At 68.1% G+C, this 20,435-nt stretch carries 16 protein-coding genes; 13 read left to right on the top strand and 3 right to left on the bottom strand.

Features of this window, described 5'->3' with window-relative positions; genetic code table 11:
* Window positions 1-51 precede the first annotated feature (51 nt).
* The 9 genes from ACFQ91_RS10345 (at window position 52) to ACFQ91_RS10305 (ending at window position 12,379) form a co-directional block, all read left to right on the top strand.
* Complete coding sequence (locus ACFQ91_RS10345) at window positions 52-804, top strand: YebC/PmpR family DNA-binding transcriptional regulator (protein WP_198498907.1); 753 nt, start codon at window positions 52-54, stop codon at window positions 802-804.
* Window positions 804-1,400, top strand: coding sequence for a crossover junction endodeoxyribonuclease RuvC (ruvC, locus tag ACFQ91_RS10340; protein ID WP_198498906.1), 597 nt, complete (start codon window positions 804-806; stop codon window positions 1,398-1,400). The genes ACFQ91_RS10345 and ruvC overlap by 1 nt, the downstream gene beginning before the upstream one ends.
* 719 nt (window positions 1,401-2,119) lie before the next feature.
* A complete protein-coding gene (locus tag ACFQ91_RS10335; protein WP_198498905.1) occupies window positions 2,120-4,132 on the top strand; it encodes an HNH endonuclease signature motif containing protein in 2,013 nt (670 codons plus the stop codon).
* A gap of 112 nt (window positions 4,133-4,244) precedes the next feature.
* Window positions 4,245-4,841, top strand: coding sequence for a Holliday junction branch migration protein RuvA (gene ruvA / locus ACFQ91_RS10330; protein WP_198498904.1), 597 nt, complete (start codon window positions 4,245-4,247; stop codon window positions 4,839-4,841).
* Between the two features lie 26 nt (window positions 4,842-4,867).
* On the top strand, window positions 4,868-5,911 hold the full coding sequence (gene ruvB, locus ACFQ91_RS10325) for a Holliday junction branch migration DNA helicase RuvB (protein ID WP_198500983.1): 1,044 nt from the start codon (window positions 4,868-4,870) through the stop codon (window positions 5,909-5,911).
* Window positions 5,912-5,992: 81 nt separating this feature from the next.
* Entirely contained in the window at window positions 5,993-6,652 is a 660-nt protein-coding gene (gene yajC, locus ACFQ91_RS10320) for a preprotein translocase subunit YajC (protein WP_232623609.1), read from the top strand.
* A gap of 80 nt (window positions 6,653-6,732) precedes the next feature.
* Window positions 6,733-9,027: a protein translocase subunit SecD gene (secD, locus tag ACFQ91_RS10315; RefSeq protein ID WP_198498903.1), complete on the top strand. Its 2,295-nt coding sequence runs from the start codon at window positions 6,733-6,735 to the stop codon at window positions 9,025-9,027.
* Window positions 9,024-10,040, top strand: coding sequence for a protein translocase subunit SecF (secF, locus tag ACFQ91_RS10310; RefSeq protein ID WP_198498902.1), 1,017 nt, complete (start codon window positions 9,024-9,026; stop codon window positions 10,038-10,040). The genes secD and secF overlap by 4 nt, the downstream gene beginning before the upstream one ends.
* A 41-nt stretch (window positions 10,041-10,081) precedes the next feature.
* Entirely contained in the window at window positions 10,082-12,379 is a 2,298-nt protein-coding gene (locus tag ACFQ91_RS10305) for a bifunctional (p)ppGpp synthetase/guanosine-3',5'-bis(diphosphate) 3'-pyrophosphohydrolase (protein ID WP_198498901.1), read from the top strand.
* On the opposite strand, the gene ACFQ91_RS10300 is transcribed toward ACFQ91_RS10305, so the two are convergent.
* Together ACFQ91_RS10300 and ACFQ91_RS10295 are read right to left on the bottom strand one after the other, a co-directional pair.
* A complete protein-coding gene (locus tag ACFQ91_RS10300) occupies window positions 12,358-12,972 on the bottom strand; it encodes a hypothetical protein (RefSeq protein WP_198498900.1) in 615 nt (204 codons plus the stop codon). The two genes, ACFQ91_RS10305 and ACFQ91_RS10300, sit on opposite strands and share 22 nt — an antisense overlap.
* A 106-nt stretch (window positions 12,973-13,078) precedes the next feature.
* Window positions 13,079-14,431, bottom strand: a complete 1,353-nt coding sequence (locus ACFQ91_RS10295; protein ID WP_198498899.1) for a DUF349 domain-containing protein — start codon at window positions 14,429-14,431, stop codon at window positions 13,079-13,081.
* 107 nt (window positions 14,432-14,538) lie between these two features.
* Here ACFQ91_RS10295 and ACFQ91_RS10290 point away from each other — a divergent pair, with 107 nt between their 5' ends.
* Together ACFQ91_RS10290 and hisS are read left to right on the top strand one after the other, a co-directional pair.
* A complete protein-coding gene (locus ACFQ91_RS10290) occupies window positions 14,539-15,186 on the top strand; it encodes an MBL fold metallo-hydrolase (protein WP_198498898.1) in 648 nt (215 codons plus the stop codon).
* Window positions 15,187-15,277: 91 nt separating this feature from the next.
* Window positions 15,278-16,612 (top strand): histidine--tRNA ligase, encoded by a 1,335-nt coding sequence (hisS, locus tag ACFQ91_RS10285; protein ID WP_198498897.1) that lies wholly within the window; start codon window positions 15,278-15,280, stop codon window positions 16,610-16,612.
* A gap of 42 nt (window positions 16,613-16,654) precedes the next feature.
* Here hisS and ACFQ91_RS10280 read toward each other — a convergent pair whose 3' ends face one another.
* Window positions 16,655-16,990 carry a metalloregulator ArsR/SmtB family transcription factor gene (locus ACFQ91_RS10280; RefSeq protein ID WP_198498896.1) on the bottom strand — a complete coding sequence of 112 codons (336 nt, stop codon included), beginning with the start codon at window positions 16,988-16,990 and terminating at the stop codon, window positions 16,655-16,657.
* A 101-nt stretch (window positions 16,991-17,091) separates the two neighbouring features.
* Here ACFQ91_RS10280 and aspS point away from each other — a divergent pair, with 101 nt between their 5' ends.
* Together aspS and ACFQ91_RS10270 are read left to right on the top strand one after the other, a co-directional pair.
* Window positions 17,092-18,873, top strand: a complete 1,782-nt coding sequence (gene aspS / locus ACFQ91_RS10275; RefSeq protein ID WP_198498895.1) for an aspartate--tRNA ligase — start codon at window positions 17,092-17,094, stop codon at window positions 18,871-18,873.
* Window positions 18,874-18,927: 54 nt separating this feature from the next.
* Window positions 18,928-20,412, top strand: a complete 1,485-nt coding sequence (locus tag ACFQ91_RS10270; RefSeq protein WP_376870939.1) for a replication-associated recombination protein A — start codon at window positions 18,928-18,930, stop codon at window positions 20,410-20,412.
* The last annotated feature ends 23 nt before the right edge of the window (window positions 20,413-20,435 follow it).

Raw genomic sequence — 20,435 nt, 5'->3', positions numbered from 1 at the left:
GGCGCTGGGGCGTATAGAATCTAAGGGCTTCATCTATAGGAAGGAACACCAGTGTCAGGTCATTCCAAATGGGCAACGACTAAGCACAAGAAAGCTGCCATCGATGCCAAGCGCGGCAAGCTGTTTGCCAAGCTGATCAAGAACATCGAGGTTGCCGCACGCAACGGTGGACCTGATCCCGACGGCAACCCGACCCTCTTCGACGCGATCCAGAAGGCGAAGAAGAACTCGGTGCCCGCAGACAACATCAACCGCGCCGTCAAGCGCGGCGGCGGCCTCGACGGCGAAGCGGTCAACTACGAGACGATCATGTACGAAGGCTACGCGGCCGGCGGCGTCGCACTCCTCATCGAGTGCCTCACCGACAACCGCAACCGTGCGGCCTCCGAAGTGCGCGTCGCCGTGACCCGCAACGGCGGCTCGATGGCCGATCCCGGTTCGGTGTCGTACAACTTCAACCGCAAGGGCGTCATCGTCGTCCCGGCCGAGGGCACCGATGAGGACGCCATCGTCGAGGCGACCCTCGAAGCCGGCGCCGAAGAGGTCAACGACGAAGGGGAGACCTTCGAGGTCATCTCCGAGGCGACCGACCTCGTCGCGGTGCGCACGGCGCTCGTCGACGCCGGCATCGACTACGACTCCGCCGAGGCCTCGTTCGTCCCCGGACTCAAGGTCAGCCTCGACGCAGCCACCGCCACTAAGGTGTTCAAGCTCATCGACGCCCTCGAAGACAGCGACGAAGTGCAGAACGTCTACTCGAACGCCGACGTCAGCGACGAGGTTCTCGCAGAACTCGACGCCTGATGCGCATCCTCGGCGTGGACCCCGGCCTCACGCGGTGCGGATTCGGCGTCATCGACACCCTGCCGGCCAGGAAGGCCGCCATGGTCGCCGTCGACGTCTTCCGCACCCCGTCCGCGGACTCCGTGGACCTGAGGCTGGGGTCCCTCGCCGAGGCGTTCGACACCTGGCTGGACACGCACCGACCCGATGTCGTCGCCATCGAGCGGGTCTTCGCCCGCAATGACGTCTCGACGATCATGGGCACCGCGCAGGCCTCGGGCCTGACGATGGGACTGGCCGCGCGCCGCGGGATCCCCGTCGCCATGCACACTCCGTCCGAGGTCAAGGCAGCGATCACGGGCTCCGGACGGGCGGACAAGAAGCAGGTGACGAACATGGTCACCCGCATCCTCGGACTCGACGCGCCGCCCAAACCCGCCGACGCCGCCGACGCCCTGGCCATAGCGATCTGCCACTCGTGGCGCGGGGCGCTCAGCGCTCAGTCGACGCCGGGGATGAACAAGGACCTCACCGAACGCAAGGGCAGCGGCCGGCAGGGGAGTGGGCTGACCAAAGCCCAGGAACAGTGGGCCCGCGCGCTGCGCAACGCGAAGTGAGCCGAAGCGCGGCGGGATGCCCCGACCGCGCTGCGCGCGTCGATCGCGATTCCGAGCGTCTCGGCTACGATTCGACGCGCCCAATTGAGCTCTGTGCTCAAGGCAAGAGCGCCTCGGAACGAGTTCCTCTCCGCTCTCATCATGACATCGTCCCTGATGAGCACCGCACCTCATTCCTGATTAGAACTGCACCGAACGTCATAGAAAATCAGTTGAGAAAATCGAACGAAACTATAGACATGTGATGTCACTTACATCTAGAATAGAGACAACCGCACAACGTCACCGTTGACGGACAGATTGCCGAGATCATGACACTCACGCCGGAACGACCGCAGAACCACCGGGATGATGGCTCCCGTGGCAGTAAGTCGGGTGCGCGTGCGGGAGCATCGAAGAAGCCCGGGTCGCGAGACAGGAAGGGCTCGACGGCCCCGCGTTCTCTTCGCGATCAGCTCGAAGCGGCCGGAATGGATCTCAGCGGTCATGGACTGGCAGAGACGCTCGGCAGCATGGACGCGGTAGCGGCGCCCGACTTCTCGGCACCTGAGCCCTCGACCTGCGATCCTTCGCTTTCTGATCCTGCGGACGTTGGGCTCTCCGGCCGAGAGGTTCGCCGAGGCGACGGTGGAGGGACGGGCTCACAGACCGCCGCCGGCGAGTCCGGGAGTTCCACCGACGCCGAGGGTGGTGGTGCACCACAACCCGCGCGCGGTGGCATGGACGATGACATCGCCTCGCGGCCGTGCGTGTCCGATATGGACAACCCCTTCCAAACGGCCGTCGACGAGCACCGCGACACCTCCCTGGCAGACTCTCCCCATCCGATGCTCACGAAGGAACAGTGGGCCGACCTCGGAGGCTCGGTCCCCGAGGTGACCGACAGCATCGCTGCGATCACCCGGCTCGAAGCCGAACTCCGCGATTTCCGACGTCCGATGGGACCCGACGAGGCCATCACCGTGATGAGGGGAGTCGAAGCGCTCAGCCGTCTCGTCGATTCGCTCCACGCCGTGACGCTGTCGGTTTTCGAGCGCGTCGGAACGCCCAAGGACTACGGGGCGAAATCGACCAAGGCTCTGGTGCAGGACAAACTCCAACTCAGCAGCACCGAGGCGCACCGCCGCACCGAACTGGCGAAGAACCTCGGCAACCGAGTCGACCTGACCGGGCAGTCGCGGCCGCCGAAGTATCCGATCGTCGCGGCCGGTCTGCAGTCCGGAGCGCTGTCGTCGAGCCAGGCGGCGATGATCGGAAAATGCCTCGACGAGGTCCCCTTCTGGCTCGGCACCGAGGTGCGCGAACGGATCGAAGGCAAACTCGTCGAACGCGCGCCGAGCGTCCGCGTCTCCGACCTCCGGCGGATCTTCACCGCCATGCTCGAGCGGGTCGACCCCGACGGCGCCGAGCCGACCGATTCCCGCGACCGCTCGAAGTACAAGGTCAACGTCCGCCAGCGCCGCGACGGCGACTGGGACCTCAGCGGCCTCCTCGACCCGATCACCGGTGGCATCATCCAGGGATGGCTGACCTCACGGATCAAAGCGGACGACCCGACCGGAGTGGACGACCCGACCGGAGCGGGTGACCCCAGCGAAGCAGGCGACACGTCCAGTGACAGCAGCGCAGACGGCACGCCGGGTCTCGACGATGAGACTGGTGACGGCGGTGCTCAGAATCCAACGGGTCTCGACGGTGGACCCGATGATGACCTCCGCGTCGAGGGCGAACAGATGCTCGAGCTCTTCGGGAGCGTGCTCGCCGGAGACGCATCAGACCGACCGCTGCCCGCCGATGTGAACCCGCAGCTGTCAGGCACAGGCTCCGAGAACCCCCGCGGCTGGGGAGTCCGCGCCGACGGCACGTTCGCCGACACCTCGGACGAACAGGGCACAGTGCAGAACCTCATGTACGAGCGCTTCTCGACACTGATCTCCCACACCGAAATGGGTCGGGTCGGCAGGGGAGCGCCGTTCGCCCTCGTCGTCACCGCAACGGCCGAGAACCTCGCCGAGGGGAAGGGCCGGGCGACGACAGGAGCCGAAGCCGACTTCCCGATCGACCTCGCCGCCGATGAGGGCCTCAACGGCACGGTGTTCTTCCACCTCATGACTGAGAAGGCGAAGTCGATGGCGCTGGCGACCGAACAGCGACACGCGACGCCCCGACAGCTGGCGATCCTCGCCGCGCGAGACAAGGGCTGCACCTTCCCTGGATGCGAGACACCACCGGGCTGGTGCGACGCGCACCACGTCTTCCCTTGGGCACTCGGCGGCAGAACCGACCTCAACAACCTCACTCTCGTCTGCAGCATGCACCACCACCTCATCGACAGATCCGAGTGGGAGACGATCATGCTCAAGGACGGCCGTGCCGCATGGATACCACCTGCCTCGGTCGACATCGAACGGAGGCCGATCCTCCACGCGAGATTCGTCACCGACGACGCCGTCGACACGCTCTTCGCCGACCTGCCGCTGTCGCCGCTCACCGCCGCCGATGTCGGCGTCGATGCGGAGCACTGCGGGCCGGAGCTGATGCGGGGGAGCGACGCGGATTCGGTGCGATGGAGCAGTGGGTCCGAACCGGGTGCCGCGCGAGAGCCAGGCGGGGGCATCGACGATCGCAGCGATGGCGGCGCCACCGATAGTGGTGCCATGGGCGGCGATGCCGCCGGTGACGTTGCAGCCGGTGGCGATGTTCCGGGGCCCGATGATCGGGGTCTGTGGTGAGCGCCCGTTTGAGGGGACGAGTGTGCCACCGGCCCGGGCATGTCGGATGAGGCGAGCGACCTCGAACTGTTAGTCTGGATTCGTACACGTGTTCCCACCTGAAAGGCAGTCCGTGATCAGTTTCCTCAGCGGTACGGTCCATCGCATCGCAGCTGACCACCTCGTCGTCCTCACCTACGGTGTCGGCAGGAAAGTGCACGTGACACCCGACACCCTGGCCGGCACCCGCCACGGCGCCGACATCGACCTCGTCACGACCCTCGTCGTCCGCGAGGACTCGATGACCCTCTTCGGCTTCGGCACCGAGGACGAGAACCACACCTTCGAGGTCCTCCTGACGATCTCGGGCATCGGACCCCGCCTCGCGATGGCCATCCTCTCCGTCATGGGCCCCGACGAACTCGCCGCCGCGATCGCCGGCCAGGACGCCACCGCCCTGACCCGCGTGCCGGGCATCGGCAAGAAGGGCGCCTCGCGGATCATCCTCGAACTCGAGAACAAGCTCCCGAAGTTCGCCGCCGCAGCACCGGGCCCCGCGCTCTCCTTCGGCGGGACCAATCAGCAGGTCGTCGACGCCCTCGTCGGCCTCGGCTGGAAGGAGCCCCAAGCCGCCGAGGTGGTCCAGGAGGTCGTCGCTGACCTCGAGGCCGACGCCGGCACCTCGGCGCTGCTCAAGGCCTCGCTCAAAGTCCTCGGTGCCCGGAAATGACCGACCGCGAAACCGCCTCCTACGAGATGGACTTCGGCGACCAGCGGCTCACCGGCGCCGAGCACGACCGGCTCGTCTCCGGCAGCGCCGAAGCCGCTGAACGCGACGCCGAGGCGGCGCTGCGACCCAAGGGCCTCCACGACTTCATCGGCCAACCGCAGGTCCGCGAACAGCTCTCGCTCGTCCTCGACGCCGCGAAGGCCCGGCACAAGGCCCCCGACCACGTCCTGCTCTCCGGCCCGCCCGGACTCGGGAAGACGACGCTGGCGATGATCATCGCCCACGAGATGCAGGCGAGCCTGCGCGTGACCTCCGGCCCCGCCGTCCAGCACGCCGGCGACCTCGCCGCGATCCTCTCCTCCCTCGAAGAGGGCGAAGTCCTCTTCATCGACGAGATCCACCGGATGGCCCGCGCCGCCGAGGAGATGCTCTACGTCGCGATGGAGGACTTCCGCGTCGACGTCATCGTCGGCAAGGGCCCCGGCGCCACGGCGATCCCGCTCGACCTCCCGCCCTTCACCCTCGTCGGCGCGACGACTCGTTCGGGACTCCTCCCGGCGCCGCTGCGCGACCGCTTCGGCTTCACCGGGCACCTCGACTTCTACTCGAGCGCCGACCTGCTCACCGTCCTCACCCGCTCTGCCCGGATGCTCGGCATCGACGCGGAGAACCGCGGTCTCACCGAGATCTCCACCCGCTCCCGGGGCACGCCCCGCATCGCCAACCGTCTGCTCCGCCGCGTCCGGGACTGGGCGCAGGTGCGCGGCAACGGCACCATCGACGAGGCCGCGGCGCTCAACGCGCTTACCGTCTACGAAGTCGACGAACTCGGCCTCGACCGCCTCGACCGGTCCGTCCTCGAAGTCCTCTGCAAGCGCTTCGCCGGCGGTCCCGTGGGACTCGGCACGCTGTCGGTGTCGGTGGGGGAGGAGGCCGACACGGTCGAAACCGTGTCCGAGCCGTACCTCGTGCGGGAGGGCCTCATCAGCCGCACCCCACGCGGACGCGTCGCCACCTCGGCGGCATGGAGGCATCTGGGACTCCACATCCCAGCAAACTATGAGTACTGAACCCTGCGTATCGGTTCGCCTTGAGTACGGACTTCGAACTAAGCTAGTGCACTGGTCCGTTCTTATGGAAGGTTGATACCTGTGGATTTGCTGATCCCTCTCGCGCTCGCTGCGCTGCTGATTTTTTTCCTGTTCAACTCTCGGCGTAAGCAGAAGGCGCGTGCGGAGCAGATCAAGACGAACCTCGTTCCCGGAGCCAAGGTCATGACGACCTTCGGCGTCTTCGGCACCGTGCTCTCGATCGACGACGAGGACAACCAGGTCACCATCGAATCCGGACCCGGCACGGTCCTGCGCGTGCACCGCCAGGCCATCGGCCAGATCGACACCCCGGACACCGCTGTCGATGCGGCCCCCGCCACCGAGGCGACCGACTCCCCGGCGATCACCGACGCCGAACTCGACGCGATGAACGAGCGCAAGCGCGCCGAGGCGGGCGACGACGACCTCAAGGCCGCCGACGCTGACCTCAACGCCGCCGACGCCGACTTCAAGGCCGACCGTGCCGATGCGAAGGCCGCCGATGCCGATCTCAAGGCCGACCGCGCCGATGAGAAGGCCCTCGACGCCGATCTCAAGGCTGACGACGCCGATCTCACGGCCGACAAGGCCGACCGCACTGCCGCCGAGGCGGATGCGGCTGCCAAGACCAACGCCGACGACGTGGACGGCAGCTCGACTGAGGATCCGTCGAAGGGGACCGGCACCGACAAGCCGGACACCGACGACAAGAAGAACTGATCCCCTCACTGCTCCCGATCGAAAGCTGAGACGTGTCCGACATCGAAGAAAAGCCACGCCCTGGTTTGCGCTTCCTGTGGTTGACGGTCGTCACCCTGATCCTCCTCGGCGTCCTCGCCGCAGGTGTCATCTGGTCCGACGCCACACCCACACCGAAGCTCGCCCTCGACCTCGAGGGCGGCACCTCGATCATCCTCGAACCCCAGGTGTCCGAGGACACGACGATCAGCACGGAACAGCTCGATCAGGCAGTCGCCATCATCCGCCAGAGGGTCGACTCGACGGGTGTCTCCGAAGCCGAGATCTCGACGCAGGGCGACAGGAACATCGTCGTCAACCTGCCGGGCAACCCCGATGAGGAGACTCGCAACCTCGTCCGCTCCTCGGCTCAGCTCGTCTTCCGCCGAGTCGCCCTCGTCGGCGACCCGCGCTCCCAGGCGCAGATCGACGAACAGCAGCAGGGACAGAACGGGGGAGACCCCTCCGAGGGGCTGACCGACGAGGAGCGCCAGCGCCTCGAAGACCTCACCGGTGGCAGCCAGGACGCTCCGACCGGCGGCGGCGCCGTCGTCAACTCGAGCAGTGCAGACGCCGCCGGCTCAGGTGACGGCAGTGCGACCGACGAACCCGCGAACGCCGGCGGCAACGCGCCCGCCCCGTCCGAGTCGCCCGCGGGTGAGGCCCCTGCGGATGAGTCGCCGGAGGGCGAGACCCCTGCGCCGACCCAGGCCGGTGAAAGTCAGGGTGAGGACACCCAGGTCACCGACTCGACGCCGCGCCCCCTGTTCGATCCCGAGCAGGACACCGCCGAATGGCAGACGCAGGACATCATCAACCAGTACACGGAACTCGACTGCACGAACCCGGAGAACCGGACCGGCGGCGTCCAGCAGCCGGCCGACCAGCCGGTCGTCTCGTGCGCCCAGGACGGGTCGGCGAAATACGTGCTCGGTCCCGTCGAGCTCTCCGGTGACCACCTCACCGACGCGACCTTCGGCTACGCAGCCGGCGCCAACGGCGTCCAGACCAACCAGCCCGCCGTCAACCTCGAGTTCGACGACACGGGACGCGAGATCTTCAAGCAGATCACCTCGGCGATCACCGGTCTCCAGCAGCCGTACAACCAGTTCGCGATCACCCTCGACGGGCTCGTCCTCTCCGCACCGACCTCGAACGCCGTCATCACCGACGGCCGCGCCGAGATCTCGGGCAACTTCACCCTCGACGAGGCCCAGACTCTGGCCAACCAGCTGAAGAACGGCTCCCTGCCGATCAGCTTCCAGGTCCAGAGCGAAGAGCAGATCTCACCGACCCTCGGTGCGAACTACCTCAACATCGGCATCCTCACCGGGCTCGTCGGTCTCCTCCTCGTCGTCGTCTACTCGCTCCTGCAGTACCGGGTCCTCGGACTCGTCACCGTCTCGAGCCTCGTCGTCGTCGGCGTCCTCACCTATCTGCTCCTCCTCATCGCCTCATGGAGATACGGCTACCGGCTCTCCCTGGCCGGTGTCGCCGGTATCATCATCGGCATCGGCATGGCGGCGGATTCGTTCATCGTCTACTTCGAACGCGTCAGAGACGAGCTGCGCAGCGGCCGGAACCTGCTCTCGGCCGTCGAAGTCGGCTGGGACCGCGCCAAGCGCACGATCTGGGCGTCGAAGTCGGTCAACATGCTCGCCGCCGTCATCCTCTACATCCTCGCCGTCGGTTCGGTGCGCGGCTTCGCGTTCACCCTCGGCCTCGCGGTCATCGTCGACATCCTCGTCGTCTTCCTCTTCACCCACCCGATGCTCCAGCTTCTGGCACGGACGAAGTTCTTCGGCCAGGGGCACCCGATGTCGGGTATGGATCCGCGTCTGCTCGGGGTCAAGCCGGCCGCCTACCGCGGTGCGCTCGGCATCGACCTCGACAACAAGGACAAGTCGCCCGAAGCCCAGCGCCGCGACAAGGCGCGGGCTCGCAAACTCGGGCTCGACGACGACGCGGAGACGATCGCCGGCCGCCGCGCCAAGCGCCGGGCCGAAGCGAAGAGCTCCGCGTCGTCCGAGGAATCGGCGAGCAGCTCCCGGTCGGCGACCGCGACGAAGACCGCACTGGCCGACGACTCGGCGGAGACCGACGAGGTGACCGAGGCCGAGGAGGTGACCGAGGCCGAGGACGCGACGACCGCGGACACTGCCATGGACGCGGAGGACTCCGAGTCCGGCACGGCAGCGTCGGCCGAGTCCGCTGATGCGGCCGGGCCGAAGAAGACGAAGAGCTCGCGACGCAAGCGCGGATCGGACGCACCGTCGACCGGCGGCACGATCGCCGAACGGAAGGCGGCCGCCAAGCGCGCGGCAGCCGCAGACGATGAGAAGGGGGCAGAGAAGTGAAGAAGTTCTTCGCCTGGGGCAATCGCCTCCACAACGGTGAGTCCTCCATCCCCTTCGTCGGGAAGGCCAAGCTCTGGCTCTCGATCGCCGGCGTCCTCGTCATCCTCTCCCTCCTCGTTCCGCTCATCGCCGGCTTCAACTTCGGCATCGCCTTCCGCGGCGGTTCGCAGTTCCAGGTCGACAACGTCACCGACACCTCGGCGAGCCGGGGCGAGACCATCGTCAACGACGTCGTCGCCGACTCCGAACCGCGCCTGACCCCGACCGGGGACACCGCGGTGCGCATCGAGACGAACCAGCTCTCCGACGAGCAGATGCAGGAAGTCCGCGACGCCCTCTCGGCCGGGTACGACGTTCCCGCCGAGGACGTCACCTCGACCTTCGTCGGCCCCCAGTGGGGTGCTGACGTCACCCAGAAGATGGTCAGGGCCCTCGTCATCTTCGTCGCGATCGCGATGATCGTCATGGCGCTCTACTTCCGGACCTGGAAGATGTCGCTGGCCGCGATCGTCGGGCTCTTCGTCGTCATGATCATCACGATGGGCATCTACTCGGCCACCGGCTTCGAAGTCACCCCGGAAGCCGTCATCGGCTTCCTCACCGTCCTGAGCTTCTCGCTCTACGACACGGTGGTCGTCTTCGACAAGATCCGCGAGAACACCGCGCGATTCAAGGACAACAAGCGCCTGAAGTTCTCCGAGCTCGTCAACCTCGGCATCAACCAGACGACGGTGCGCTCGATCAACACCTCCGTCGTCTCCGTGCTGCCGATCGCCTCGATCCTCTTCATCGGCGTCTTCCTCCTCGGCGCGGGCACGCTCGTCGACATCTCGCTGTCGCTCTTCGTCGGCACGATCGTCGCCGCCGCCTCGACGCTCTTCGTCGCCAGCCCCCTCTACGCGCTCCTGCGGTCGAACGAACCCGCCGTGAAGGAACAGGAAGAGGCCGTGCGTGAATTACGCTTGAAGGACGGCAAAGACGATGTGGCACCCGTGATCCACGCTGAGGTCTGAGACGAGACCACGAGCAGGATCATGCTGGAGAGGGGGACGTGATGGCATCATCAGCTGAATCGCGCCGTCCGCGCGGCATCTCCCGTCTGGCCTGGTGGGCGGCCAGGGCGCAGAACGACCCCGGCTACCCGCGGGTGCTCGGACCGATGATCCGGGCCTTGCAGTCGAGTCACCCGAAGGCCGACATCGACCTCGTCGTCCGTGCCTACACGGTCGCCGAGGAGGCGCACCGCGGGCAGACCCGGAAGTCCGGGGACCCCTACATCACCCATCCGGTGGCAGTTGCGACGATCCTTGCCGAGATCGGCATGCTCCCGGTCACCCTGGCCGCGGCGCTCCTCCACGACACCGTCGAGGACACCGACTACTCACTCGAGCAGCTCACCGAGTCCTTCGGCCCCGAGGTCGCCGCCATGGTCGACGGGGTGACGAAGCTCGACAAGCTCACCTATGGTCAGGCCGCGCAGTCGGAGACCGTGCGGAAGATGATCGTCGCGATGGCCAAGGACATCCGCGTCCTCGTCATCAAGCTCGCCGACCGTCTCCACAACGCGCGCACGTGGAAGTTCGTGCCCGCCTCGTCGAGCACGAAGAAGGCACGCGAGACCCTCGAGATCTACGCCCCGCTCGCGCACCGGCTCGGCATGAACACGATCAAGTGGGAACTCGAGGATCTCTCGTTCCAGGTCCTCCACCCCAAGGTCTACGACGAGGTGGTCCGCCTCGTCGCCGACCGGGCACCGGAGCGGGAGAAGTACCTCTCGACCGTCTCCCATGAGCTCCAGTCCGAACTCGCCGACTCCGGTATCGAGGCGGCCATCACCGGCCGGCCGAAGCACTACTACTCGATCTACCAGAAGATGGTCGTGCGCGGTCACGAGTTCGCCGACATCTACGATCTCGTCGGCGTCCGCGTCCTCGTCGAAACCGTCCGCGAATGCTACGCGACCCTCGGCATCGTCCACGCCCGGTGGAACCCGGTCCCCGGCCGGTTCAAGGACTACATCGCGATGCCGAAGTACAACATGTACCAGAGCCTCCACACCACGGTCATCGGCCCCGGCGGCAAACCCGTGGAGATCCAGATCCGCACCCATGAGATGGACCGGCGCGCGGAGTTCGGCGTCGCCGCCCACTGGAAGTACAAGGACCGCGGCAACCCGTCGAAGGCGATCACCTCGAACACCGCCCGGTCGGTCAAGGTCTCCGACGACGGCGGCGTCGACGACGCCGCGTGGCTGCGCCAGCTGCTCGACTGGCAGCGCGAGGTCAGCGACCCCGACGAGTTCCTCGACAGCCTCCGCTACGAGGTCAACTCGAAGGAGGTCTATGTCTTCACGCCCAAGGGCGACGTCATGAGCCTGCCCGCGGGCGCGACCCCCGTCGACTTCGCCTACGCCGTCCACACCGAGGTCGGCCACAAGACGATGGGCGCCCGCGTCAACGGCCGACTCGTCGCCCTCGACACGGAGCTGAAGAACGGCGACTCCGTCGAGGTGTTCACCTCGAAGGACGAGAACGCCGGTCCGAGCCGTGACTGGCTCGGCTTCGTCAAGAGCCCCCGTGCCCGATCGAAGATCCGCCAGTGGTTCTCGAAGGAACGACGCGAAGAGGCGATCGAGAACGGTCGCGAACAGCTCGCCCGTGCGATGCGCCGGCACTCGCTGTCCGCGAACGCCCTGATGAGCCAGGAAGCCCTCCAGGTCGTCGCCACCGAACTGCGCCTGCCCGATGTCACCGCGCTCTACGCGGCGATCGGCAACGGCGTGACCTCGGCCGCCCACGTCGTCGACCTGCTCGCAAAGGAGGTCGGCGAAGAGGAGGAGGTCCCGGTCCTCCCGCCGGAGCCGCGCAACCGCACCGGTCAGTCCTCGGGCCACCACTCCTCGGCCGGCGGAGTCGTCGTCAAGGGCGTCGACGACGTCCTCGTCAAACTCGCCCGCTGCTGCACCCCGGTGCCCGGGGATGAGATCGTCGGCTTCGTCACCCGCGGCTCAGGGGTCTCCGTGCACCGGGTCGACTGCCCCAACGTCGTCTCCCTCGAACGCGAACCCGAGCGCATGGTCGAGGTCTCGTGGGGGGAGAAGACGAGCGGGGTCTACCTCGTCCAGATCCAGGTCGAAGCCCTCGACCGTTCCGGTCTGCTCTCCGACATCACCAAGGTGCTCACGGAGACCCATGTCAACATCCTCTCCGCGTCGGTGGCGACGTCGAAGGCCCGGGTCGCCCAGTCGAAGTTCGTCTTCGAGATGTCCGATGCCAGCCACCTCGACACCGTGCTCTCCGCGGTCCGGAAGGTCGAAGGCGTCTTCGACGTCTACCGCATCTCCGGCGGCTGAGCCTCCTCGTCCGACCGCAGGACCGTCGCTGCACGGACTCCAGGAGCGCGGCCCGGGCGCGTGAAATGGTCGAGGACCTGCCGCATCTGCGCAGCGTACGGGCGCCGTCCCACCTCGGCGAGATAGAGCCGCAGACGCCTGACCATGCCACCGGGGACATCGTCGATGAGCGCGGCGATCTGCGGGCCGGATGCCCGCCGGGGGTCGCGGACGAGGGGGAGAAGCAGATCGTAGAGGGTGCGCTCCGGCGTCGTCACCGGGTGACCCGCGATCGTCTCCCAATCACCGCGGGCGAGACTGAGCTCGTGGACGACGAGCCCCGTCGACTCGAGCACGCGCCGGCGCGGATGCGTCGTCAGCGTCAGCGGACTCGGGGCGCGACCGAGCCCGACGTGGACCCACCAGGCGGTCGCGTGAGAGACGACGAGGCGGGCCGGGAGCTGCGCGGCGAGCGCACTCATCCGCTCCTCGGGACCGAGCACCGCCCCCGTGCGCACCCACGTCGTCTCCGACAGCCTGGTGAGCAGACCGTCGAGAGTGAGCTCCGTGAGATGCTCATAGCCGAAATCGCTGAGACGGAAGATGTCCTCCATGGCGCAACTCTCGTCGCCCGGCGCGCTGAGATCAAGAGCGGAAACGGAGCCTGTGGATAACCGTCCGGCGACCGCACCGCCTGTGGATAACTGCCGAACAGGTCAGTCAGTCGAGTTCGGCGGCCGTCTGCGCGAGCTGATCGCGCCACGCCCGGCGGGCATCGAGGGCTGCCTGCGCATCGGCCACGGCCTTCTCGTCGCCGCCGGTCTTCGCCTTCTCCAGCGCCGCCTCGAGTTCGGCGATCGACTCGTCGAGCTGGCTCAGCGCCCCCGAGGTCCGCGCCTTCGTCTCGGGGTTGCTGCGCTTCCACGCGGCGTCCTCGGCCTCGGCCAGCGCCCGTTCGACCTCGCGCAGACCGTTCTCCATGCGGGAGACATCGGCGCGGGGAACCTTCCCGGCCTCCTCCCACTCGTCCTGGATGACCCGCAGCTCACGCTTCGCGGCGGTCGGATCGGTGATCGGGAGCAGCGCCTGGGCCTTCTTCAGCAGCTCCTCCTTGACGACGAGGTTGCCCTTGAACTCCTCGTCGAGGGCGGCGTTCTCGGCGTCGCGGGCGGCGAAGAAGACGTCCTGTGCGGCCCGGAAGCGCGCCCAGAGCGCGTCATCGTCCTTGCGGGAGGCCCGGGGGGCGCGCTTCCACTGGCTCATGAGGTCCTTGTACTTCTGGGACACCGTGCGGAAATCGGTCGAGCCGGACAGGGCCTCCGCCTCGGCGACGATCTTCTCCTTGATCCGCTTGCCCTCGGAGTTGTGCTTGTCGAGTTCGGCGAAGAAGTCCTTGCGCTTGCGCTCGAACGTGTTCCGCGCCTGCGAGAACCGGCCCCACAGCTCCTGGTCGACCGAACGCGGCAGGCGCGGTCCGCTGCGCTGCATGTCCTTCCACTGCGCGAAGAGCTCGCGCAGGCGAGCCCCGGAGACCTTCCACTGGATCTTGTCCGGGTCCTTGCCGGCGAGGCTCTCGGCCTCGACGACGAGCTCCTCGCGCTTCTGCGCGGCCTCGAGCTTGGCCGCCTCGGTGCGGGCCGCCTGCTTCGACTCCGTCGCCTTCGCATCGGAGATCAGGGTGTCGAGGGTGGCGCCGAGTCCCTTGAGGTCACCGACGACGTTGGCCTCGGCCAGCGACTCGCGCAGCGTCGTCGCCGCGTGCGTGACCTCCCGGCCCGGCGCCCCGGCTGAGAGGCGGCTGCGCAGGTGAGCGGCGTGTTCGAGGAGTTCGACGTACTTCTTCGCGAAGTACTCGATGGCCTCGTCGCCGGTCGCGTCCGGGTACTGGCCGACCTCGCGTTCGCCATCGGCGGTGATGACGAAGACGGTGCCCTGCTCGTCGGCGCGACCGTGCGTGACCGCGCGCGCCACCTCGGCGTCATGGTCGACCATGCTGCCGGCCACCGGCTGCGCTGCCTGCGGACGCGGGACGGCTGAGGGACGGGGAGTCGGCTTCGGAGTCGGGGTCGACATGTTTCTCACCTATTCTTCATCGGTCGAACCGGCGCTGGCGCCGATCACTCGATCTGCTGGGGTTATCCCAGCATAACCACCACGTCACCCCTCGTTAGACTTTGGCCATGGATGTCTTCACGACGCGCGCCGAATTCCTCGATGTCAACTGCTACGCCGTTCGAGCCGAGGGGGAGAGCGACTGCATCCTCATCGACGCCGGCTACGACGCCGGACCCGAGCTCGCCGAGCTCGCCGCCGCCGAAGGACTCACCCCCGTCGCGATCTTCCTCACCCACGGACATCCCGACCATATCCTCGGGCTGCCCTCGCTGCTCGGCCGCTGGGACGTGCCCGTCCACCTCGGCGAACCCGACCACTACCGGGTCAGCGCACCGGGGGAGACGCTGGGCCCTCAGTTCGCGCAGATGATCGCTCCGCTGCTCGAAGGATGGCAGGCCCCCGCCGAGGTGGTCCCCCTCAACGCGGGCACCGTCGTCACCGTCGCCGGGCTCACCGTCACCGCGATCGCCGCCCCCGGCCACACCGAGGGCTCGACGCTGCTGTCCGTCAGCGCCGACGGCGAGGAGGTCATCTTCACCGGTGACGTCGTCTTCGCCGGTGCGATCGGACGCATCGACCTGCCCGGCGGGGACGCTGCGGCGATGGCGGACACGCTGCGGGCGTTTGCGACCCTGCCCGACGTTCCCATCTATCCTGGACACGGTCCGGCCTCCCGGGTCGGTCACGAACTGCGGACGAACCCGTTCCTCTGAGCCGACCCGGCACAGCAGACACCGGCCCGTGAGCACCACCCACACGAACGACAGTGCACCATCCCTGCACCACCCCACAGCAAGGAGAACCATGGCGAAGTCAGCCCGTCTGTCCGGATTCCCGGAACGGCTCCCGGCCGAGCGCGTGATCGAGAAGCGCATCATCGACATCCTCGACCACACCTTCGCCCTCCACGGCTTCTCCGCCCTCCACCACCGCGCCGTCGAACCGCTGAGCCAGCTCGCGAAGGACGGGGAGATCGACAAGGAGATCTTCGCGGTCTCCCGTCTCCACTCCGAGGGCACCGAGCGCAACCCGCTCGGCCTCCACTTCGATCTCACCGTGCCCCTGGCCCGCTTCGTCACGGAGAACGCGAACGAGCTGAGCTTCCCGTTCCGGGCCACCCGCATCCAGCCGGTGTGGCGCGGGGAGCGCCCGCAGCAGGGCCGCTACCGCGAGTTCATCCAGGCCGACATCGACATCATCGCCGACGGTGAGCTGCCCGGACACTTCGAGGTCGAGATCCCGCTCGCCATCGCCGACGCATTCGCCCGCCTCGCCCCGCTCGGCGTCCCGCCGATCCGGATCGTCGTCAACGACCGCCGCCTCCTCGAGGGCTTCGCCCGGGGGATCGGGCTGACCGACATCCCCGCCGTGCTGCGCAGCCTCGACAAGTACGACAAGATCGGGCCCGAGGAGGTCGCGAAGCTGCTCGCCGCCGACGCCGGTGCCGATGAGCGACAGCAGCAGCTGTGCCTGGCGCTGGCCGCGATCGAATCCGATTCGCCCGACTTCGCCGACGAGGTCCGCGCCCTCGGCGTGAGCCACCCGCTCCTCGATGAGGGGCTGGAGGCGCTGACGACGATGCTCGCCGCCGCGGCCGAGCGCGCTCCCGGCGTCCTCGTCGCGCAGCTGAAGATCGCGCGCGGACTCGACTACTACACGGGCGCCGTCTACGAGACGCAGCTCGTCGGCCACGAGGAGCTCGGCTCCGTCGCCTCGGGCGGACGCTACGACTCGCTCGCGACGGTCGGCAAGAAGACCTACCCGGGGGTGGGCATGTCGATCGGCATCTCCCGGCTCATGGCCTTCGTCCTCGGTGAGGACAGCGGCATCTCCGCGACTCGGGGCACCCCCTCGGCCGTCGTCATCGCCGTCACCGACGAGGAGCGCCGCGGCGAGGCAGACGCCGTCGCGGCGGCTCTGCGCGCCCGCGACATCGCCTGCGAGGTCTCCCCGAGTGCCGCGAAGTTCGGCCGCCAGATCCGCTATGCCGAACGCCGGGACATCCCGTTCGTCTGGTTCACCGACGGCGAGGCAGGCCACGAGGTCAAGGACATCCGCTCCGGTGAGCAGACCCCGGCCGACCCGCAGACGTGGGAGCCCCCGGCCGAGGATCTCCGGCCCCGTGTGACCGGGGCGTAGGGGAGCGCGCGGGACCGGGCGCGGGCCGGACAGTGAGGACGCCTAAGTCGGATCCGGGGCGAGCGACCCGTCGGGGGCGATGTGCTCGAACATCTCCCGGACCATCGAGACGACATGCGGGTCGTCGACGGTGTAGAAGATCCGCCGCCCCTCCCGGCGGGAGGAGATGAGCCCGGCCAACCGGAGCTTGGCGAGATGCTGGCTGACTGCCGGCACGGTCGCCCCGATCGCCTCGGCGAGGGAGGAGACGTCGAGCTCCTGGTGCACGAGCGTCCACACGACCCGCAGCCGGGTCGCCTGCGAGAGCATGCGGAACGTCTCGGCGGCGACCTCGACCTGCGCCGAGGTGGGCGTCGGGTCGGTCTCCGTTGCGTCCATGGGTCCTCTCTGTCCGCGCTGTACGCGTGCGGGGGTAGGGTGTTCGAGCGACTATCATTGGTCACGCACTCCCCGCATCACCATCGTAAAGGAGCCCATCAGTGCTGCGAAGCCACGAAACCGGAAGCCTGCGTGCCGCCAACGCAGGAGAGACCGTCACCCTCGCCGGGTGGGTCGATCGCCGTCGCGATCATGGAGGTGTCGCCTTCATCGATCTGCGGGATGCTTCGGGAATCGTCCAGGTCGTCGTCCGCGAGGATGACGCGCACGCGCTGCGCAACGAGACCGTCGTCAAGGTCACCGGCACCGTGGCCCTGCGCCCCGAGGGCAACCAGAACCCCAACCTGCCCACCGGTGAGATCGAGATCGTTGACACGAGCGTGGAGATCCTCGCCGAGGCGGCCCCGCTGCCGTTCCAGGTCTCCGACCACGCCGAGGATGCCGGCACCGTCGGTGAGGAGACCCGCCTGAAGTACCGCTACCTCGACCTGCGCCGGTCGGGTCCGGCACATGCGATGCGGCTGCGCTCGGCGGTCAACAAGGCCGCCCGCGGAGTCCTCGACGAGCACGGCTTCGTCGAGATCGAGACGCCGACGCTGACGAAGTCGACGCCCGAGGGCGCCCGCGACTTCCTCGTCCCGGCCCGCCTCCAGCCCGGTTCGTGGTACGCCCTGCCGCAGTCGCCGCAGCTGTTCAAGCAGCTCCTCCAGGTCGCCGGCATGGAGCGCTACTACCAGATCGCCCGCTGCTACCGCGACGAGGACTTCCGCGCCGACCGGCAGCCGGAGTTCACGCAGCTCGACATCGAGGCCTCGTTCGTCGAGCAGGCCGATGTCATCGCCCTGGCCGAGGAGATCCTCGTCGCCCTGTGGAAGCTCATCGGCTACGACATCGAGACGCCGATCCCGCACATCACCTACCACGAGGCGATGGAGCGGTTCGGGTCGGACAAGCCCGACCTGCGCTTCGGCCTCGAACTGACGAACCTCACCGAATTCTTCTCCGAGACCCCGTTCCGCGTCTTCCAGTCCGCGTACGTCGGCTCCGTCGTCTACCCCGGCGGCGGCTCGCTGCCGCGCAGGCAGCTCGACGCGTGGCAGGACTGGGCGAAGCAGCGCGGCGCGAAGGGCCTCGCGTACGTCCTCGTCGCCGAGGACGGCACGCTGACCGGTCCCGTCGCGAAGAACATCTCCGATCAGGAGAAGGCCGGTCTCGTCGAGGCCGCCGGAGCGAACCCCGGCGATGCGATCTTCTTCGCCGCCGGCGATGCCGGAAGCTCGCGGGCCCTCCTCGGTGCCGCGCGCCGTGAGATCGCCGAGCGCACCGGCCTGATCAAGGACGGCGACTGGGCGTTCGTCTGGGTCGTCGACGCCCCGCTCTTCGAATCCGCCGCCGACGCTCAGGCCGCCGGTGACGTCGCCGTCGGCGAAGGCCAGTGGACGGCCGTCCACCACGCCTTCACCGCTCCGAAGCCGGAGTTCCTCGACTCCCTCGAATCCGATCCGGGGGCGGCGCTGGCTTACGCCTACGACATCGTCTGCAACGGCAACGAGATCGGCGGCGGGTCGATCCGCATCCACCAGCGCGCCGTCCAGGAGCGCGTCTTCGAGATCATGGGCATTTCCGAGGAGGAGGCGCAGGAGAAGTTCGGCTTCCTCCTCGAGGCCTTCAAGTTCGGGGCGCCCCCGCACGGCGGCATCGCCTTCGGCTGGGACCGCATCGTGTCCCTGCTCGCCGGGGTCGATTCGATCCGCGAGGTCATCGCGTTCCCGAAGTCCGGCGGCGGCTACGATCCGCTCACGCAGGCACCGGCCCCCATCACCGAGGCGCAGCGCGCCGAGGCGGGCGTCGACTTCGATCCGGACGCCGACGCCGACGCGTGATGCAGTGATCGCGTGATGCAGTGACTCAGGCACCCCGATGAGTCAGGGTTCGCGGTGACCGACGGGCCCGACCTCTTCTCCGACCCGGACCGGGACAATCCCGGTCCGGGCAGCGGTGCGTTCGAGCCCGGTCAGGGGCGCGCGCTCGATCCGCTCGCGGTGCGGATGCGTCCGCGCACCATCGCCGAGGTCGTCGGCCAGGACCATCTGACGTTCCCCGGGTCCCCGCTCAACCAGCTCGTCGAGGCGAGCGGGGGAGACCGGGCCGGCGCCTCCTCGGTGATCCTCTGGGGTCCTCCCGGAGTCGGCAAGACGACGCTCGCGCATGTCATCTCGCATGCCCCGGGCCGTCGGTTCGTCGAGCTCTCGGCGATCACGGCCGGGGTCAAGGACGTCCGGCAGGTCATCGAGAACGCCCGCCGCGAACGCGAGATGTACGGGCGCACGACCGTGCTCTTCCTCGACGAGATCCACCGGTTCTCCAAGGCGCAGCAGGACGCGCTGCTGCCGGCGGTGGAGAACCGGCTCGTCGTCCTCGTCGCGGCGACGACGGAGAACCCGTCGTTCTCGATCATCTCGCCGCTGCTCTCCCGCTCGCTCATGCTCACGCTGCGCCCGCTCGACGACGCGGCGATCGCGCAGCTCCTCGAGCGCGCGATCGCCAGTGAGCGGGGACTGGCCGGCCAGTTCGCCCTCGACCCCGAGGCGAAGGACTTCATCGTCCGCATCTCCGGGGCCGATGCGAGGCGCTCACTCACCCTCCTCGAGGCCGCGGCCGGGATCGCCGCGGCGCAGGCAGCCGAGCAGGGCGACGCCGGCGCGGAGCAGAGCGGCGCTGACGCGGACGAGGCGGGCGACGAGGCGCCGGGTGAAAGCGAGCCCGGCGAGAGCGATGCTGGTCCGATCCTCATCACCGAGGAGGCGGTGGCCGAAGCGAGCAGCGAGACCGTGCTCCGCTACGACCGGGACGGCGACCAGCACTACGACGTCATCTCCGCGTTCATCAAGTCGATCCGCGGCTCCGACGTCGACGCAGCCCTCCACTACCTCGCGCGGATGATCGTCGCCGGTGAGGATCCCCGATTCATCGCCCGCCGCGTCGTCATCTCCGCGGCCGAGGACATCGGGATGGCCGATCCGCAGGCGCTGCCGATCGCTGTGGCCGCCTCGACGGCGGTGCAGAACATCGGGATGCCCGAAGGTCGGATCCCCCTCGCCGAGGCGGTCACCTACCTGGCGATGGCCCCGAAGTCGAACGCGAGCTACAAGGCCCTTGACGCCGCGATCGCCGATGTCCGAGCCGGGAAGTCCGGTGAGGTTCCCAACCATCTGCGCGACGCGCACTATCCGGGAGCGAAGGCCCTCGGCCACGGCAAGGGCTACATGTACGCCCACAACTACCCCCACGGGGTCGCCCCGCAGGAGCACCTGCCTGAGACGCTCAAGGGCACGGAGTACTACACGCCCTCGGGCAACGGCCTCGAGCGCACCATCGAAGAGCGGCTGGCCACGATCCGCAAGATCCTCCGCGGCGAGTGACCCTCCGCGTGATCCGCGTCGCA

Origin of the sequence: Brevibacterium sp. NPDC056726, assembly GCF_042790515.1 — a bacterium.
Taxonomy (GTDB): domain Bacteria; phylum Actinomycetota; class Actinomycetes; order Actinomycetales; family Brevibacteriaceae; genus Brevibacterium; species Brevibacterium sanguinis.
The sequence above is the reverse complement of the archived record's forward strand: the minus strand, read 5'-3'. Positions and strand labels throughout refer to the sequence as shown.

What these genes read in the sequence shown, in the direction of transcription:
- ruvB (WP_198500983.1), top strand. Translation starts at nt 4,868, where the DNA reads ATGGACTTCGGCGACCAGCGGCTCACCGGCGCCGAGCACGACCGGCTC.
- ACFQ91_RS10305 (WP_198498901.1), top strand. Translation starts at nt 10,082, where the DNA reads ATGGCATCATCAGCTGAATCGCGCCGTCCGCGCGGCATCTCCCGTCTG.
- ACFQ91_RS10290 (WP_198498898.1), top strand. Translation starts at nt 14,539, where the DNA reads ATGGATGTCTTCACGACGCGCGCCGAATTCCTCGATGTCAACTGCTAC.
- ACFQ91_RS10280 (WP_198498896.1), bottom strand. Translation starts at nt 16,990, where the DNA reads ATGGACGCAACGGAGACCGACCCGACGCCCACCTCGGCGCAGGTCGAG.
- ruvC (WP_198498906.1), top strand. Translation starts at nt 804, where the DNA reads ATGCGCATCCTCGGCGTGGACCCCGGCCTCACGCGGTGCGGATTCGGC.
- ACFQ91_RS10295 (WP_198498899.1), bottom strand. Translation starts at nt 14,431, where the DNA reads ATGTCGACCCCGACTCCGAAGCCGACTCCCCGTCCCTCAGCCGTCCCG.
- ACFQ91_RS10300 (WP_198498900.1), bottom strand. Translation starts at nt 12,972, where the DNA reads ATGGAGGACATCTTCCGTCTCAGCGATTTCGGCTATGAGCATCTCACG.
- hisS (WP_198498897.1), top strand. Translation starts at nt 15,278, where the DNA reads ATGGCGAAGTCAGCCCGTCTGTCCGGATTCCCGGAACGGCTCCCGGCC.
- ACFQ91_RS10335 (WP_198498905.1), top strand. Translation starts at nt 2,120, where the DNA reads ATGGACGATGACATCGCCTCGCGGCCGTGCGTGTCCGATATGGACAAC.